We start from the raw sequence: 16,642 nt of genomic DNA, 5'->3' as shown, positions 1-16,642 counted from the left end.
AGCATTACGGGCTCGTGGTTGAATAACCATCGTATCACAGATAAATTCGGACAGAAATTTGGGTTTGATGATGAACTCAACAGCGCTGTGAGTTCAAAGCCCAGGAGAGGAGCGAAACTAGCGCGTCAGGTGGTTAGGTCAACACCCAAGGCACGAGAGTTGTTTCCTGAAATATATGAGCTGACTGCTGAAGCACGGGAGTATTTGAAGCGCGAGAACGACCCAGCTCACCACTACACTTTTCTGAGTACTGCAACAGGTATAACACGGCCTAAAAAGATTCCAACAATCAGAGGAATGGCTGTTCAAGGAAATGCGCAATCATTGCTGGCCATGCGTATTTTGGATCAATTTGGTGATCAAGGGTCAGTGATGCTTAAACGGATTTCCTTGAAAAGAGTAAGGGTCACCGCAGCCGTAATCGTTTATTTTCAAACAAACAGCGTGCAAGCCATGTCAGAGGCTTTGGGGCATGCAGATTATAACGTCAAGCTCATTGATAAGTATTTGCCAAAAGCGATACGTAAGTTCTATCTCGGGAGATGGATCCGGCTCTTCCAGAATGGGATGATTCTTGAGGCATTCCAAGGGACTCAATACTTGATGGAAGTAATGGACGTGAACTCACTCGATGAGATGAACGAGTTTATTCGCCTTCATAAATTGAAACCATTGCCCCCTCAACTTACCTTGGAGAACTGGCTTCCTGCAGATCAGCGCAATCCCTCCCAAACACAGGCTGAAGGCGTCCTGCCGGTAGATTACGGTATATCGACTTTTATGATCTGCATTGATCACGTAATAGTTCAACTGCAGAACGCAGGGCGTGAGGTGCCCCAGCAGCTTGAATCATGGCAGCTACACGCGGCGTTCACACGGCATGCTGTGGAGCTTTACAAAACAGGTGAACTGGAAATTATTTCTGATCAGGTTGCCACCATCTTGTCCAGCATAGAACTATCAATTCCTCTCGTAGCAAATATTTACCGATGGATTGGTTTGGAGTATTTGGAGGAAGCATGAAAGATTCTGAAGAAGCCAAGGATTATAAAAATGACGGTGTTCTTGAAGAAGCTCAAGCCGATCTTGGCTCTATGCGCTATTACGAACGAAGGCTGTATCTTAAGCAGTTAAGAGATCAAGGAGGATTTGGCGATCTGGACATGGATTTCCCCAGTTGGCTGGTTGAAGGTACGTCATTCGAATCCAATGTGTGGGAATGCCGCTTCGGAAGCGAAGGCAATTATGTAAGAATGTCTGTGGATTTTAACGTAAGCTTAGAAGATGGTAGTTTGCTTACGGAGGCTGCCAATGCTCAGCTGCTGAGGGGGTTCAAGGCCTTCTTGGTTGTGCAGTTGCATCCCAGGTACAACAATAACCAAAGGCGGCAAGGTGAAACGGAGGCCGAAATATTTAAATGCGGCCTTAAATTTGTCGATCACATACTGATGAATGGTGAACGATTTCAGCTATCGAAGCTGGGGCTTAACTTGATGAGGAAGGTAGACTTTACGGACTACCTGATAAACCGTACGAAATATCCCGCATCCACCTACCTTTACAGTTATCCAACCAGGCTTGCAGTACTTCTCAGGAAAGTGTCTGCAGGTATCATGCATAGTGATATTGAGTTGATAGCTGAAAGTTTTCCCTTCTTAGATGAGATTTCCCCGGAGTGGGAGCGCGAACTAGATTTAGATGATGACGAGTTATTGCGCGCGCGTGCTTATATTTATGATAATGCCTTGTACAAAACCGTGCTTGGGATAAAGCAGTACAATTCAGCCACCTTTACACAAATATTGTACAGAAATACGCTAGCTGGTAAAAGCCTGGTGCCGAAGACCTTTCCTGAATTAAATGAAGGTTTTACGTGGAAGACCGAGTTTCCGCCTGTCCCTGTTCGTAACGAGAGCACAGTTCCGGTTTCCAGAAAAATGCTGAGTAGGCATTTTAACGCTGTGCGACTAATGGGCTTGGCGCAACAGTTGGTGCCCGGAATGAATTTTAATCTAAAGATGCTAACCAAATTAACTTACCGCTCGGTATATAAAAGGATTCCCAAAAAGGTTGAGGGGAATTTTCGCTCCTTGCCAGGAGAGGTTGTATATAAGTTGATTCGCGACTCGCACGTGTATATTAGAAACAATGCGAGGGCAATATTCTGGAATGTTATTGCTCGCGCCATTGATAATAAGGTGCATGGCAGATATGTCAAGGCGAATCATCGATCAGCTTGTAATGACAAAATTCGGCGCGGAATGATGTCGAATGCTAATAAGTACGAGTGTTGGCTTACGCCGTTCTCAGAGAGAGATGAGGAGTACTATGATTATTTCAGGTCTGATAAAAGCCTGCATGACTCATTTGTAACTCTGATGGGGGCGTATTTAATCATACTCGGCGCGCTAACTGCAAGAAGGCAAAGGGAGTTGCTGGGAATGATGGAGGGCAATTGTTTAAAGCCAAACAAAAATCCTAACCTTCCCGAAAACAAATGCGTACAGTACGAAATCGGCTTCATGGCCGGAAAAACAGGTGATCGTCATACAAAGGAGTTTCTGACTGTACCCATTCCTAGGTTGGTAGCGAAGTTGTTGTGGGCACTTAAGGAGGTGCATCAGGATTGTGTTCGGCTGGATTTGATTCCAAAAAATACTCCGCTACTTATTTTTATTCGGCCTGATAACTTAAGCTTTAGGCAGATGTGCCCCACAACTTACAATGCTTGTTTGAGTACTATTTGTGATTTCACTCAAACACCCACGGTCGTATTGGAAAGCGGGCAAGTAGCACGCTTCTATGTCAGGCAGCATCAGTTGAGGCGCTTCTTTGCTATGGCTTTCTTTGCGGCTGCTGGCTTCAAAGACCTCGATGCTCTCCGTGCATTTTTGGGGCACAGTGATATTCAGCATCTTTACACATATATAGTGGAGATTACGCCAGGTGCTATGCTTCAAAGTGTGAAGACGGAAGCCCTTGCGAAAGCCGTGCTAGCTAAGGATTCGAGTATTGAACACCTTAACACTGTCAAGTATGCATTGTGTAAGATGCATGAGCTTCACGATCTGAGTATTAAGACCATCCCTGAATTGCGCATGATTTTGGAGAAAGCTGCTGCATGTGAGGATGCACCCAGTGCCGAGGAGTTGGCCAAGTTATCTGATTCCGAAATTTACTCAAACCTTAAGCATCTTGTAGCTTCGAAACTGATTGACCTTGTTCCTACACGTGCATGCCTGATGACCAGCAATGGTGTGCAGGCCGATATCCATCTGATGGTGAGGGTAAATCATTGATGGATGGCAAGCGTAGGGCCACCAAAGCCTCAGTTGTTCAGCTAATTGAACTGCTGACCCAAGCAGCAAATATACCTTCCGAATTTTCACAAGATGACCCTCTGCGGGAAGCTGTCAAAACTCAAGTGAAACTGGCTGCATATTGCAACGAGGAACGAGGTATTGTCGGATGTAGCCTTAATACTTTCAAGGCACTGGCTTGCACTCTAGGGGAGGGCTTTACAGGGGTTGAAGCCTTAAGGATTAAGGCCGAAAAAGCCCTCAGTCGACGTCCTAGGCCACGTGTCGCTAACTCTCGCAGGGATTTGCAGGAGAAGAAGGCTAGCCTTCAAAAAATTATAGCGTCTCAAGATCGAGATTTGCAGCAATTGAGTCTTGTGATCAGCGAAATGAAAAGTCTCTGCAATCACTTGGTTGATCTGAACTTGATTGATAGGAAAGCCTATTACGAACTTGAAATAAGCAGAATCAATCAGATGCTGCAGAAAAGGAGGAAATAAATGACTGACTCACAGTTGCATCGCCCACTTCCTCCCGGAGCCAAGCTGAACGCCGGATTGACTTATGACGCCGATATAGGGGAGGACGCTGAGGGCATTCCATGTTTTTATTGGACTAACGGACAATATTGCTTTGAGGTAAACTCGTACATTCTACATATGTGGGTCAATGAGAAAAAGTCCCTGGCCAATAAAGGTGGCTCGCTCAGGCAAGATTGCATGCTGCTCAGCCATTTGATTAGGTTTGTAGAGAAAAACCGACTTAGTTTCCTGCGGCTGACTGATACTTATTTTACGATGTTTATAAAGGGATTAAGCGCAGATGTCGATGAGGACGGTGAATTAGCTCGTCAACCCAGTATGGTACGATCTATTGGCTCGCGCTGCTTAGATTTCTTATCTTACTGCGGTGAATTTTTTGACTTGCCGGATTTTGTGGCACTTGGCGGAGTCATTCGTGGAGTTAAAGTAGATGCCGCCATGCGAAGTAAGCACAAATCGACCTGTCGTCGAATCGCTTGGTATCATCACTCTTTTCCTGTTTCCTCAGAAGACGGGCGCAGAGAGCCTGTTACTGACAGTTCAATAAAAGCGTTGAGGGTCGCTGCCAGGAAGCAGCCATTAAAGAAAGGCGCGAGATCCAAGGTAATTATTTCGGTGCTGATAAATACTGGGTGCAGGCGCATAGAGGCCGCTCGCATCACTGTGCCGGATATCATGGAGGCATACCGATCAGGTTTGAGTCATCCATTACTGCGTGTGCCGTCCGCTAAAGGGCATAATGAGTATCGATTTGTGCCTGTGCCGCACGTAGTTCTTAAGTCCTGGGTCGACTACATAACAGACTTTCGGATACCTATGGTTGACGATTGGTGTGCTAGGCATAAGAAAAAATTTGATGATCATGGCTTTCTTTTTATTTGTATAAAAAGTTGTCAGCCGCTGTCCATAAATACACTGACGAATGAAATTGGCGACCTTAAAAAGCTTGCCGGTCTTGAGGTGCGTTCTCACCCTCATATGTTTCGTCATCGTTTCATCACGGACAAATTTAAAGAGCTCATTATTCAGTACGACCTTCAAAATACTGATGTGATGCGCCGGGCCCTTGCTAATTCTGAAGTGATCAAACGGGTGCTTCAGCAGTGGTCAGGGCACAAGCTTACAGAGAGCCTGGATCGCTACATTCATCTTGCGTTCAACGAATTGGCCCGGATGGAAAAGGTAGTAGAAGGGGTGTTCGTTGAGGCGTCTGTGAAAGCCCTGGATGCATTGCTCGAAGAGTATTACGAGGACTGGCAAGCGGGGCTGATCTCTGCGCAAGAACAAGCGGAGCGGACGAATAAGGCCGTGAAAGACTTCCTCCGCACCCGGGGTAAGCATTGACCAAGCTGGTGGACTGCTCGCCTGTAAAAAGATCTCCGGAGAAGATCAGACTCACGCCTTGGAGGCGAATGCTGCACCAATGGCTGTCAGGGCCCACCGGGAGCTAAGTCTGTACTCAGGGCGCGCTCCTGGCCCCTTTGTACCGCGCTTAGCCGTCATGGCATTATCGAGCCAGACGAGAAGCCTGACGAAGGAAAGAACGATGAAGCTCAAGGGAAGAGATGGAGTAGAAGTCACGATCCCAGATGGATGCCATGGACTGGAAGGTCGCGACGGGAGAATGGTGGCTATCCCCAAAGGTGGCCATGGTCTCCAAGGGCGCGATGGACGCATGGTTGGGATCAGGCCGGGCGGCCATGGCCTTGAGGGTCGAGATGGAAGGATGGTTGCGATTCCCAAGGGTGGTCACGGCCTTCAAGGGAGAGATGGGCGCATGGTCGGCATACCTCCAGGTGGACATGGCCTTCAGGGGAGGGATGGGCGTATGGTCGCCATCCCGAAAGGTAAGCACGGCGTGGAAAATGAGAAGGGCAGGATGCAGGCGAAGGGCTAGCCGCTCCGGAGACCCAGCCTCCATTCCCTCAGCTATGACCACAGTCAGCAAGCGAAGCTGGTTCGCATGGTGAGCATCAATACATGGGGTCGGCCCCTGCGATCAATGGTTCGGCTGCAGCTCCAGCAGGCTTATCCTCTAAAGCTCGAAATACGGCGCCGCAGATCTTTGGTTTACAAAGCCCGGGGTCAGAAGCCTCGTGCAGGTAGGTTGGCTGTTCTGAATGCGGTGGAGAGTATTGATGGATAAGCGGCAGGGAGGGAATTGGGGTAGGGCGATTTTGAGAGAGGTTCAGGAGCAGTGAGTTAGGTCGATTATCGCGGTTATTGCGTTATCTACCTCACTGAGTAGGCTTCGAGATCGATGTCATTACGCGCTCAAAGCACTGGAGCTCGATGTTGAAGAGGGTAGGGTTTTGATCAAAATCGGGGGGTTAAGTGGTTCGTCTAGGAAAACGTTAAGGTCTTGCATTTGACAGCCCCATTGTTCCATCAGTGGAACAAACTAACGCGTTTTTGCCGACTTATCAGCTATTCGATGTGCCGATAGGATTCTCTCCATCGTGATCGCCCACCGCCGCGGTCTTCATTCACAGGAGAGACCCATGAAACTGTTGCATATCGATTCGAGCATCCTGGGCGACAATTCCGCCTCCCGCCAACTGAGCCGCGAAGTGGTCGAAGCCTGGAAGGCCGCCGACCCGAGCATCGAAGTGGTTTACCGCGACCTGGCCAGCGACGCCATCAGCCACTTCTCCGCCGCTACCCTGGTGGCCGCCGGTACCCCCGAGGAAATGCGCGATGCCGCCCAGGCTCATGAAGCCAACCTCAGCGCCGAAACATTGGCAGAATTCCTCGCCGCCGACGCGGTGGTGATTGGTGCGCCGATGTACAACTTCACCGTGCCGACCCAGCTCAAGGCCTGGATCGACCGCGTGGCGGTAGCCGGCCAGACTTTCCGCTACACCGAAGCCGGCCCGGAAGGCCTGTGCGGTGACAAGAAAGTGATCCTGGTGTCCACCGCCGGTGGCCTGCACCAGGGCCAGCCGACCGGCGTTGGCCATGAGGACTTCCTCAAGGTGTTCCTCGGCTTCATCGGCATCACCGACCTGGAAATCGTCCGCGCCCATGGCCTGGCCTACGGCCCGGAGCACCGCGCCAAGGCCATCGATGCCGCCCAGGCGCAGATTGCAGGTGAGCTGTTCGCTGCCGCCTGATCGATGCCATCGACTGAAAGCCGGCTGTCGCCTCGTGCGCCAGCCGGCTTTTTTCATCCAGTTTTCATGTGTCGCCAGCGCACCGGGTTCTATGCTGGCATCCATACCCGTGTACTGCGCAGTGCCTTGAACCTGGGAGCGCCCTGCGATGAAGCGAACCCGCCAGCTGATGGCGCTATTACTGCTGGGCGGCCTGTTGGCCCGCGCCGATGCAGCGCCGTGGGTGGCCGGATTGCACCGGCTGACCCTGGTCGACCCGGTGGACGCCAAGCCCATGCAGGCCCTGGCGTTCTACCCCTCCAGCGGCGAAGCGCGCCCGGTGCGCATCGAGGGCTACCAGACCCGCGTTGCCGAAGAGGCACCGGTAGCCATGGGCCAGTTCCCGCTGCTGGTGATCTCCCATGGAAACACTGGCAGCCCGATGGCCCTGCATGACCTGGCCAACGGCCTGGCCCGGCAGGGCTTCGTGGTGGTGGCGGTGGTCCATCCTGGGGACAACAACCGCGACCATAGCCGCCTGGGCACCCTCAGCAACCTTTATGGCCGGCCGCTGCAGATCAGCGCCGCGATCACTGCGGCGCGAAACGACAGGCTGCTCGCGCCGTACCTGAATGATGGCAAGGTCGGGGTGATTGGCTATTCCGCTGGCGGCGAAACCGCGCTGATCCTTTCTGGCGCGCGGCCCGACCTCGAACGCCTGCGCCGCTACTGCGAGCAACGCCCCGGTGACGCCGACGCCTGCAAGACCCATGGCGTGCTGATCGCCGACCACAGTGAACTGGCGCCCCGCGCCGACGCCAGGGTGGGCGCGGTCATGCTGATGGCGCCGCTGAGCCTGATGTTCGGTCGCCACGCCCTGGCCGGCGTGCAGGTGCCGGCGCTGATCTACAGCGGCGACAATGACCAATTACTGGCCCTGGAGCACAACGCCGATGCCCTGGCGCGCAAGCTGCCGGTAACACCTGACTACCGCCTGCTGACCGGTGCCGGGCATTTCGTGTTCATGGCCCCCTGCGACGAAGAGCAACACCAGCGCATGCCGGTCCTGTGCAAGGACGCCGAGGGTGTCGACCGTCGACATATCCATCGCTCGCTGCGCAGCGAGACCACGGCCTTCTTCAGCCAGGCACTGGGTGCACCGGAGCCCGCCGAACGTTCAGCCGCGGCGGGCCAGCAACAGGGTCAGGCCCACCCCTGACAGGGCGAGCAGAGCGGCGACAGCGAAGATCGAGGCATACCCCAGGTGTATTGCCACCGCGCCCATCACCGGGCCGGCGATGGCCAGTGCAAGGTCGAAGAACACCGCGTAGGCGCCCAGCCCGGCGCCACGGCTGCTGCTGGGTACCTGGCGGATCGCCTCGACCCCCAGGGCCGGGTATACCAGCGACAGGCCGAAGCCGGTCAGCCCGGCACCGAGCATCGCCCACAGCGGCGAGGGCGCCAGCCATAGCATAGTCAAGCCCAGGACCTCGGTGGCCATGCAGACAATGGCCACGTTGTAGCCGCCGAAGCGGTTGACCGCGTTGACGAACAGCAGCCGCGACAGGATGAAGCACAGGCCGAAGGCGCTCAGGCACCAGGCTGCGCCGACCCAGCCGCGTTCCAGGTAGTACAAGGTGACGAAGGTAGTCAGGGTGCCGTAGCCGATCGACGCCAGGGTCAGCCCCAGGCCGCAGGGCGCCACCCGCCCGAACGCCGACCAGAATGGCAACCGCTCACCCCGCACCACCACCACGTCAGGTCGCGTGCGCAGCACCAGCAGGGCCAGCAGCGCCAGTCCCAGCAGCGCTGGCCCGAGCACGGCGAAGCTCAGGCCGTCCACCAGCAGCACGCCGGCCGGCGCGCCGATGGCGATGGCGCCATAGGACGCGATGCCGTTCCAGGAAATGACCCGGGCGGTATGTTCCGGCCCCACCTGGCCGATCCCCCAGCTCAGGGTCGCAACGCCGATCAGCCCCTGGGCGATGCCTAGCAGCAGCCTGCCGCCCAACAGCAGCGCCAGGCTCAGCCAGGGCAGGGCGAGGGCCCAGGCCGACAGTAGGGTCAGTACGCCGCAGCCGGCGATGCCGTACAGGCCATAGCGGATGGCGCGCTTGCCGCCCAGTGTGTCTGCCACCCGCCCGGCAAAAGGCCGGCTGAGCAGGGTGGCCAGGTACTGCAGGCCGATGGTCAGGCCAGCGATCACCGCGCCGAAACCCAGCTGATCGTGCACATGGCCAGGCAGCACCGCGATCGGCAGGCCGATGCAGAGGAAGGCGATGAAGGTGTAGAAGACGATCGAGAGGATCTGCAGGGTGACACTGGAAGCGTGAGGGGCTGTCATGGGCTCGTTCGCGGGCGGGCGGTGGGGCTGTGCCCATCATGGCTGCGGCGAGAGGGAAAAGGAAGCAGGCTAACTAATTAAACGCAGCGCGGGGCAAGCCCGCTCCTGCGAATGCCGCGAAGGCATTGCAGAAGCGGGCTTGCCCCGCGATGAAGATGACTCAGCGTTGGATCAGACCACTACACCCTGGCTGCGCAGGTAGTCGTCATAGGTGCCGCTGAAGTCCACCACGCCTTCGGGCGTCAGCTCGATGATGCGGGTGGCCAGCGACGACACGAACTCACGGTCGTGGCTGACGAACAGCAGGGTGCCCGGGTAGTTTTCCAGCGCCAGGTTCAGCGCCTCGATCGATTCCATGTCCAGGTGGTTGGTCGGTTCGTCCATCACCAGTACGTTGGGCTTTTGCAGGATCAGCTTGCCGAACAGCATGCGGCCCTGTTCACCACCGGAGATCACCTTCACCGACTTGAGGATCTCGTCGTTGGAGAACAGCATGCGGCCCAGGGTGCCGCGGATCACCTGCTCGCCGCTGGTCCACTGGCCCATCCAGTCGAACAGCGTCACGTCGTCCTCGAAATCGTGGGCGTGGTCCTGGGCGTAGTAGCCCACTTCGGCGCTGTCGGTCCACTTCACCGCGCCCGCGTCCGGCTTCATTTCGCCGACCAAGGTGCGCAGCAGGGTGGTCTTGCCGATACCGTTGGGGCCGATTATCGCCACGCGCTCGCCGGCTTCGATGGTGAAGCTGAAGTCCTTGAACAGCACCTTGTCGTCGAAGGCCTTGGCCATTTTCTCGACGATCACCGCCTGGCGGTGCAGCTTTTTCGTCTGCTCGAAGCGGATGAACGGGCTGACACGGCTCGATGGCTTGACCTCGGCCAGCTGGATCTTGTCGATCTGCTTGGCGCGCGAGGTGGCCTGCTTGGCCTTGGAGGCGTTGGCCGAGAAGCGGCTGACGAAGGTCTGCAGCTCGGCGATCTGGGCTTTCTTCTTGGCGTTGTCCGACAGCAGTTGCTCGCGCGACTGGGTGGCCGCGGTCATGTACTCGTCGTAGTTGCCCGGGAACAGGCGCAGCTCACCGTAGTCCAGGTCGGCCATGTGGGTGCAGACGCTGTTGAGGAAGTGGCGGTCGTGGGAAATGATGATCATGGTGCTGTTGCGCGCCGTGAGGATCGTTTCCAGCCAGCGGATGGTGTTGATGTCCAGGTGGTTGGTCGGTTCGTCGAGCAGCAGCACGTCCGGGTCGGAGAACAGCGCCTGGGCCAGCAGCACGCGCAGTTTCCAGCCTGGCGCCACTTCGCTCATCGGGCCGAAGTGCTGTTCCAGGGGAATGCCCAGGCCCAGCAGCAGCTCGCCGGCGCGGGATTCGGCGGTGTAGCCGTCCATCTCGGCGAACTCGGTTTCCAGCTCGGCGACGGCCATGCCGTCTTCCTCGGTCATTTCCGGCAGCGAGTAGATGCGATCACGCTCGGCCTTGACCTTCCACAGCTGCTCGTGGCCCATGATCACGGTGTCGATCACGGCGAACTCTTCGTAGGCGAACTGGTCCTGGCGCAGCTTGCCCAGGCGGGTGTTGGGCTCGAGCATCACCTGACCGCCGGACGGCTCCAGGTCGCCACCGAGGATCTTCATGAAGGTCGACTTGCCGCAACCGTTGGCGCCGATCAGGCCGTAGCGGTTGCCGTTGTTGAATTTGACCGAGACGTTTTCGAACAGGGGCTTGGAGCCGAACTGCATGGTGATATTAGCGGTGGAGATCAAAGCGCTTACCTATCAGTAACTTACGCGGCTGGATTCTCGGCTGATACCAATTTGATACCAATCTTGAGCTTTTCCAGCTCGCTCCAGTCGGAGCTTGAGTTGAGCCAACGCGCATACGTCGACAGCAGCATTTGCACGCTGTGACCCAGCTGTTGGGCGATAAAATGCGGGGTTGAGGCCAGACATTAAGCATATTGTCGCATAGGTGTGACGACAGTTGTATGGGGGCCTCCTTCTGATCCCCGGCTCATTCAGCACCGGAACCCGCTGTTTGTGCACGTCTGACGTCTGTTTGACGTTCTCACTTCCCTTTGACGGGGAAACACGTAGGGCGTTTTGGCCGCTAATCTCTTCCCTGGCTTTCGCAGCTCGGCGTACTCCCTGTCGTACTGCAGCGCGCCAAGCCCTCTGGTTCAGCAAAACGAACCTATCCCTGCTGTCTGCGTCCTTTCCTCAACCTCGCACAAGGTCTTGGCGATGGTCCGCTCGAAGCGAGATGCCAGCTCGGCGTTTACCTCTGCCTTGGCCAGGCTCTCAGCGGTCCCCTTGGTACGGTGCAGGGCCTCGTAGCGACGGAGTGTCGCTTGCATCACGGGCGGCGGCGCGGCCGCCTGAACGGCTTAGGCTCTGTATGAAAAGCCTTGATACTCGGTGATGCTGCGTTGAAAACAGCCTCGGAATGCTCATTTACAACCCGTAAACTCCGCTTCCTCGGCTGTTTTCGCCTTGCCTGACCTTCGTCTCAAGACTTTTCATACAGACCCTAGGATAGTCTTGCTGCACAGGCGGTGCAGAAACATGGTGGATCCTCGCCGGGTCGGCGTTATCGTTGAATAGGGGAAGGTGCTGGCGCGCAGCGCCGGAGGATCAGGCGGCTTTGCCCTCCGTGCTGGTGGCGGCGTGGTGGTGAATGAACTTTTTAGGGCAACGTCGTCTACATTGGAGGGGGTTTCCCTTTTTATGAGAGAACGGACATGCTCAAATCAAAAACCTTGATCTCATTGCTCGCGAGTGCTGCCCTTGTTACGGGCTCAATAAGTGCCGCTGCTGATCCCGGCAATGGAAAAGGGCAGGGGCACGGAAAGGGTAACTCGCAGAATATTCAAGGCCATGGGGCAGAGGGCGGCGGGGCGAAGGGAAAGAGTTCAGGGCATAATGGCTGGGATGACGGCCCAAGAATTGATCGTGGCAGCGTCCTAAACGTACTGAGCAGTTACCACAACTACTGGAGTCCAGGGCCGGCCTTGCCGCCCGGCATCCAGAAGAATTTAGCACGAGGAAAACCGCTCCCTCCTGGCATCGCGAAAAAGCTCGATGGCAGACTTCTGGGTCATCTGCCGCGCTACGATGGTTATGAGTGGCAACAGGTCGGAACGGACTTAATTCTCGTTGCGATTACCACCGGCATAATCTACGAGGTGCTCAATGGGGCGTTGGACTAGGTGCGAGGTATCGCGACAAAGATCACGGAAATGATGCAAGGCTTGGCTATCACCTGGCTGTAGTAGAGTTTGACCTCTTACACGCCCCCGACATACACCGAGCTCAGTGATGGTCGGCTTACTGGCGGCTTCACCACGGTAAGCCTTTCAGGCCCGGTGGCCCGCTGGTCATCTTGTATTCGGACGACCGTGGATGCGCAGGGCAAAGTGGCATGCAGAATGACTGGCACTGTGCAGCATGCCAGTCATTCTGCAGTTGACAACTACTGCTGGTATTACATGTTGTTTACTGCGTATAGCGGGTTAAGGGTTTGGCCGTGGTCTTTAACAATGTTGTCTTCAACAACTATCTTGCTGGTTTGGGATATGTAGTAGGTTTTTACCTGGGATTTCATTTTTACCGCCATCAAGTACCCTCTTGCGTCGCTGCGGTCCCAGGTATCAGATTCCCCTTGAGCTATCGAGTAGTAACTGTCATTGCCGTCGTTACGCCATGCACTCACTGCAATTTCAATCGATGTGCTTGCGCCATTGGTGATCGTGAGCTTCATATTTTAAGTCCCTTTGGGTTGTAGATTCCATGAGTCGGCTCCCTATTTGGAGTTTGCAGACTTGCCACTGCTACTTGTGATTAGTAGTTAGGTTAGCTCATGGGGCTGTAAGAAAAATCATGCCTTTTTCCAGTAGGGGTTGTTGTGCTACGCAGTTAAGACCATGAAATAATTAAAGCAAGTAGTTCGATGGCTTTTTCCAGTTCCGAAATTTGACCTATTTACTCGCACGGGCTGACCCAATGCGTCTTCAGTTGATCAAAGGCATTCAGACAAACTGATCCCGCGTCTCAGGCAGAGAGCCCGCCATCTGGCGGGCTTTTTCGTCTGAAAGACATCCCGGAGTGATCGGCGGGCAGCATCAACTGCCTGGCTGTCACCTGCGCGTACGCATCCATTCATCCGCGACATCCCCCATGGTGGAGGGTGCTCCACTCTTGATCCAGGCCATGAAGGTCCGATCGAACTTGAACGCCGCGCCGCATTCACCGAGCAGGAACTGCCGGACCTTCTGCGTATTGCGGTAGTTCTTGTCGAGCAGGGTCGTGCGGGTGATAGGTCCAGCGTGCCAGTCGAAGCTCATTTCCACTACCTTGGATGGCCAGGTTCGCTGGAGCCTAGCATCTCTTGTTTTGGTCTGGCGCCTCTCCGGCAGCCATGCCGCTTTCGCCGTACCGGGCCCATCGTCACGGCTCAACGCCTTCAATTCGCTGGGCGGCAGGTGCACATGCAGCTGCCGACGGCGCTGCTGGATGATTTTCTGGATGCGTCTCATCGGGGCACACCTCGATTGGCATCCTTGCGTAGAGCCGGAGTGAGTGATCAGTAAGCGCCTATTTGCGCGATAGACCCACCACGTCTGACCAATGGACATGGTCCTGAAGCGGGCAGGCTGGAATGGGAGTTGCTTGAGTCAAGCAAACCCACCAGGCGGGAGTGCAGACATGTTCCAGGATGACCTCTATTTCATGAGCTTCGTGGTGGCCGCCGTGCTGGCCTTGGATGTGGTGGCGGTTTTCGTATTCTTGCAGGCCAGTGCCTGACCCCCACGCCTGAGGACACGTCCCCAGAATCGGGGCCGGGCACAGAGTGCTCGGGAATTCGTCTGGGCGAGAGATCAGGCATCTGTGAGGATTGCATTCGTTCGGGTGTTTACGTGCTCGTTTGCGTGCTCCGCTTGTCCGCCAGCAGTGCCGACTTGCCTGGCGCTTGTAGACTCACCAGTGCTGTACGCAAATCCTACTCATAAGGAGCATGAGTCATGACACAGCAACAGGCTTTCAAAGAAGAACTGGCCGCCGATGTTCAGGTACCCCCAGGCTATACCTACCTGAGCAGCGGTCGTTGCGATGTGAAGGGCAAGGAAGGTGAGCGGGCCGGCGCGAACTTCGTCGAAGCGCAGATCCAGCAGTACAAATCCTTCATCCTCAGGACCACCGCCGGCGCGGGCACCTTCATGGTTCGCCTGGACTATTCCGGTGGCAGCGACAAGAACCTGCAGTACGTCAGCATCAATGACAGCTACTCCACCCAGGAGACCTTCAACATTCGCAGCGTTTCGATGAACAACCTGCGCGGTTTGTTCGCTGCGGGCAAGAGCTCGGCCAACCTGAGCTTCTATGTGTTCGGCAAAGCTTGATCGCGATTGATTGACCTGTCCGGGCTCCGGTCTATTGAGGGCCGGAGTTCCGCGGTCATGCGCATGTGCTAGATTCCCATGCCTCGCAGGCATCGCAAGGCGATGTCGGTCCTGCCTGGTAGAAGGGAGTTGCGCCTAACCCATGTTCATCGACACGCCACGTCTTGTCCTGCGCCCCTGGGCCGAGCGGGACATCGAAGCCTTTGCCCTCGTCAACGCCGACCCCGAAGTCAGGCGCTACTACTACCCCGCAGTACTGACGCCCGCTGAAACCCGCTCGATGCTTGCCGAGTGCGATCGGCACCTGCAAACACACGGTTTCGGCTTTGTCGCGCTCGAGCGCAAGGCAGATGGCGCGTTGGTCGGCGGCCTTGGCTTGTCCTCGACCGGGGACGAGATACCGGGCGGCCCGCATGTCGAAATCGGCTGGATCCTCGGGCGCAGCCACTGGCGGCAAGGGTATGCATTCGAAGCGGCCAGTGCGTGCCTGGCCTACGCGTGGTCGACCCTTGGGTTGCGCCAGGTCATCGGCTACACCTCCAGCATCAACACACCGTCCAGGGCATTGATGCAGAGGCTGGGGATGCGTTCGGAGCCGACGGAAGACTTCCTCGACGTGACGGTGCCTGAAGGCAATTCGTTGCGACCGCACGTGCTCTACCGGATCGACCGGCCCACCCAGGCGATATAGCGAACCGGCATACCGGGCCCGTCACCCTGGGGCTAGGCTTGTAGATCGTAAGCAGACTATTAAAAAGGGTGGTAGTTGTGCGACTGTCCAGGAAATCCTGCTGGGGTGGTTGGAGTCTGTATGAACCGCTTGATGATGGCATTGGCCGCCAGCCTGCTGCTGGCCGGTTGCGCGCATGATCCCGATATCCGGGCCGGGAGCGACAACACCTTCGGCGTGACCGCGAAAGCCCCGCCGGATTACCTGAACTGCGTCAGGGCCGAGCTTCCTGCAAACGCGACGACCTTTATCGTGCAGAACCAGGACGCCCTCGAGCTGTTTGTCGCCAGCACCGATCCGAACAAGGCCGACGGTTTGGTGAAGGTCCAGGGCTCCCCAGGGCGGCAACAATACTCCGCCTATCAACGCGATGCCTGGTATGACAAGGGGCGCCTGCTCGATGCCGCGCTGATGTGTTCGAGGGTATGATCGCAGCTTCGCGGGGCGCTGCCGTTTGCGTCGTCCCGCGAAACGATCTTGTCCTACTTGATCTCGGCCTTATGCGCATCCCTTTCAAGGGCTTTGGGCGTTATGACTATATACCGGAGGAGGGCCTTCCGGTGTCCGCCGCAAATCTTGCAGCGCCTATCAGATCGAGCGCCGCGCGGGCGGCGCTCGGTCTCAAGAACGCTGCAACTCTCTCGTCGAACACCCGGAAAGGCATGGTGTTCTACGACTGACGCAGCCGCGCCATGCACAGCGCGTCGACAAACACCCCATCGCGTACACCGTAGTCGCGCAACCGGCCTTCGACCTCGAAGCCGAACTTGCGATACAGCGCCAGTGCCGGTTCGTTGTCGGCGTAGACGGTCAGCTGGACCCGGCGCAGATTCATCCAGTTGTCGGCAATGTCGAGGATGGCCGTCATCAGGCGCGAGCCGACGCCCTTGCCTTGCCAGGCCTGGGCAACGCCCATGAGCAGCTCGCCCAGGTGCGCCTGGCGGATGCGCGTGCTCTGGTCCAGGCCGATATTGCCGATCACCTGGCCTTGGTGCACCGCCACCAGGCGGATCTGCCGGTCATGATAGGCGGCCAGGCGCTCGCGCCACACTTCGACGCCCTGGTAGGGCATCTGCAGCACCTGGCGGCACACCGCAGGTTCGTTGTAGAGCGCGGTGATACCGTGCAGGTGCTGCTCGGCAAAGCGTTCGATGATGATGTCGGGCGAGGCGTCGTTCACTGTGTTTCCGTCCTTTGAAAAACGAGTGGCGCCTCAGTGTACGAGGTAGCGCCTCGGGCTAGCCA

At 56.3% G+C, this 16,642-nt stretch carries 15 protein-coding genes and 2 pseudogenes; 11 read left to right on the top strand and 6 right to left on the bottom strand.

Annotation, left to right across the window (positions count from 1 at the left end):
- Positions 1 to 18 precede the first annotated feature (18 nt).
- The 6 genes from LOY42_RS13590 (at position 19) to LOY42_RS13565 (ending at position 8,152) form a co-directional block, all read left to right on the top strand.
- The gene (locus tag LOY42_RS13590) at positions 19 to 1,023 is read left to right on the top strand and encodes a hypothetical protein (RefSeq protein WP_258597957.1); all 1,005 of its coding nucleotides are present in this window, start codon (positions 19 to 21) and stop codon (positions 1,021 to 1,023) included.
- The gene (locus tag LOY42_RS13585; protein ID WP_258597956.1) at positions 1,020 to 3,299 is read left to right on the top strand and encodes a hypothetical protein; all 2,280 of its coding nucleotides are present in this window, start codon (positions 1,020 to 1,022) and stop codon (positions 3,297 to 3,299) included. The genes LOY42_RS13590 and LOY42_RS13585 overlap by 4 nt, the downstream gene beginning before the upstream one ends.
- The gene (locus LOY42_RS13580; protein WP_172288424.1) at positions 3,299 to 3,799 is read left to right on the top strand and encodes a hypothetical protein; all 501 of its coding nucleotides are present in this window, start codon (positions 3,299 to 3,301) and stop codon (positions 3,797 to 3,799) included. Before LOY42_RS13585 ends, LOY42_RS13580 begins: the two co-directional genes overlap by 1 nt.
- On the top strand, positions 3,800 to 5,185 hold the full coding sequence (locus tag LOY42_RS13575) for a site-specific integrase (protein ID WP_258597955.1): 1,386 nt from the start codon (positions 3,800 to 3,802) through the stop codon (positions 5,183 to 5,185).
- A 1,157-nt stretch (positions 5,186 to 6,342) separates the two neighbouring features.
- Positions 6,343 to 6,954, top strand: coding sequence for an FMN-dependent NADH-azoreductase (locus LOY42_RS13570; RefSeq protein WP_258597954.1), 612 nt, complete (start codon positions 6,343 to 6,345; stop codon positions 6,952 to 6,954).
- 148 nt (positions 6,955 to 7,102) lie between these two features.
- On the top strand, positions 7,103 to 8,152 hold the full coding sequence (locus LOY42_RS13565; protein WP_258597952.1) for a dienelactone hydrolase: 1,050 nt from the start codon (positions 7,103 to 7,105) through the stop codon (positions 8,150 to 8,152).
- On the opposite strand, the gene LOY42_RS13560 is transcribed toward LOY42_RS13565, so the two are convergent.
- The 3 genes and pseudogenes from LOY42_RS13560 to LOY42_RS13550 all read right to left on the bottom strand — a co-directional run.
- A complete protein-coding gene (locus LOY42_RS13560; RefSeq protein ID WP_258597950.1) occupies positions 8,111 to 9,277 on the bottom strand; it encodes an MFS transporter in 1,167 nt (388 codons plus the stop codon). The two genes, LOY42_RS13565 and LOY42_RS13560, sit on opposite strands and share 42 nt — an antisense overlap.
- 171 nt (positions 9,278 to 9,448) lie before the next feature.
- A complete protein-coding gene (locus LOY42_RS13555; protein ID WP_046855494.1) occupies positions 9,449 to 11,035 on the bottom strand; it encodes an ABC-F family ATPase in 1,587 nt (528 codons plus the stop codon).
- A 20-nt stretch (positions 11,036 to 11,055) separates the two neighbouring features.
- Positions 11,056 to 11,520: pseudogene (locus LOY42_RS13550) on the bottom strand (site-specific integrase); the annotation flags it as partial.
- A 489-nt stretch (positions 11,521 to 12,009) separates the two neighbouring features.
- Here LOY42_RS13550 and LOY42_RS13545 point away from each other — a divergent pair.
- Together LOY42_RS13545 and LOY42_RS13540 are read left to right on the top strand one after the other, a co-directional pair.
- Positions 12,010 to 12,477, top strand: coding sequence for an anti-virulence regulator CigR family protein (locus LOY42_RS13545; RefSeq protein WP_258597949.1), 468 nt, complete (start codon positions 12,010 to 12,012; stop codon positions 12,475 to 12,477).
- 87 nt (positions 12,478 to 12,564) lie between these two features.
- Positions 12,565 to 12,665: pseudogene (locus LOY42_RS13540) on the top strand (VOC family protein); the annotation flags it as partial.
- An 87-nt stretch (positions 12,666 to 12,752) separates the two neighbouring features.
- Here the strand turns inward: LOY42_RS13540 and LOY42_RS13535 are convergent.
- Together LOY42_RS13535 and LOY42_RS13530 are read right to left on the bottom strand one after the other, a co-directional pair.
- Positions 12,753 to 13,028 (bottom strand): hypothetical protein, encoded by a 276-nt coding sequence (locus tag LOY42_RS13535; RefSeq protein ID WP_258597946.1) that lies wholly within the window; start codon positions 13,026 to 13,028, stop codon positions 12,753 to 12,755.
- A 376-nt stretch (positions 13,029 to 13,404) separates the two neighbouring features.
- A complete protein-coding gene (locus LOY42_RS13530; protein WP_023629947.1) occupies positions 13,405 to 13,611 on the bottom strand; it encodes a DUF6434 domain-containing protein in 207 nt (68 codons plus the stop codon).
- A 678-nt stretch (positions 13,612 to 14,289) separates the two neighbouring features.
- Here LOY42_RS13530 and LOY42_RS13525 point away from each other — a divergent pair.
- From LOY42_RS13525 to LOY42_RS13515, 3 genes are all read left to right on the top strand, one after another.
- Positions 14,290 to 14,667: a hypothetical protein gene (locus tag LOY42_RS13525; RefSeq protein ID WP_102684263.1), complete on the top strand. Its 378-nt coding sequence runs from the start codon at positions 14,290 to 14,292 to the stop codon at positions 14,665 to 14,667.
- A gap of 142 nt (positions 14,668 to 14,809) precedes the next feature.
- Positions 14,810 to 15,358, top strand: a complete 549-nt coding sequence (locus LOY42_RS13520) for a GNAT family N-acetyltransferase (protein WP_258597944.1) — start codon at positions 14,810 to 14,812, stop codon at positions 15,356 to 15,358.
- Positions 15,359 to 15,478: 120 nt separating this feature from the next.
- Positions 15,479 to 15,826, top strand: a complete 348-nt coding sequence (locus tag LOY42_RS13515) for a hypothetical protein (RefSeq protein WP_232968083.1) — start codon at positions 15,479 to 15,481, stop codon at positions 15,824 to 15,826.
- Positions 15,827 to 16,067: 241 nt separating this feature from the next.
- Here the strand turns inward: LOY42_RS13515 and LOY42_RS13510 are convergent, their stop codons facing one another.
- A complete protein-coding gene (locus tag LOY42_RS13510) occupies positions 16,068 to 16,577 on the bottom strand; it encodes a GNAT family N-acetyltransferase (RefSeq protein WP_198755062.1) in 510 nt (169 codons plus the stop codon).
- Positions 16,578 to 16,642 lie beyond the last annotated feature (65 nt).

The sequence above is a fragment of the Pseudomonas sp. B21-023 genome (genome assembly GCF_024749165.1).
Taxonomy (GTDB): Bacteria; Pseudomonadota; Gammaproteobacteria; order Pseudomonadales; family Pseudomonadaceae; genus Aquipseudomonas.
The sequence above is the reverse complement of the archived record's forward strand: the minus strand, read 5'-3'. Positions and strand labels throughout refer to the sequence as shown.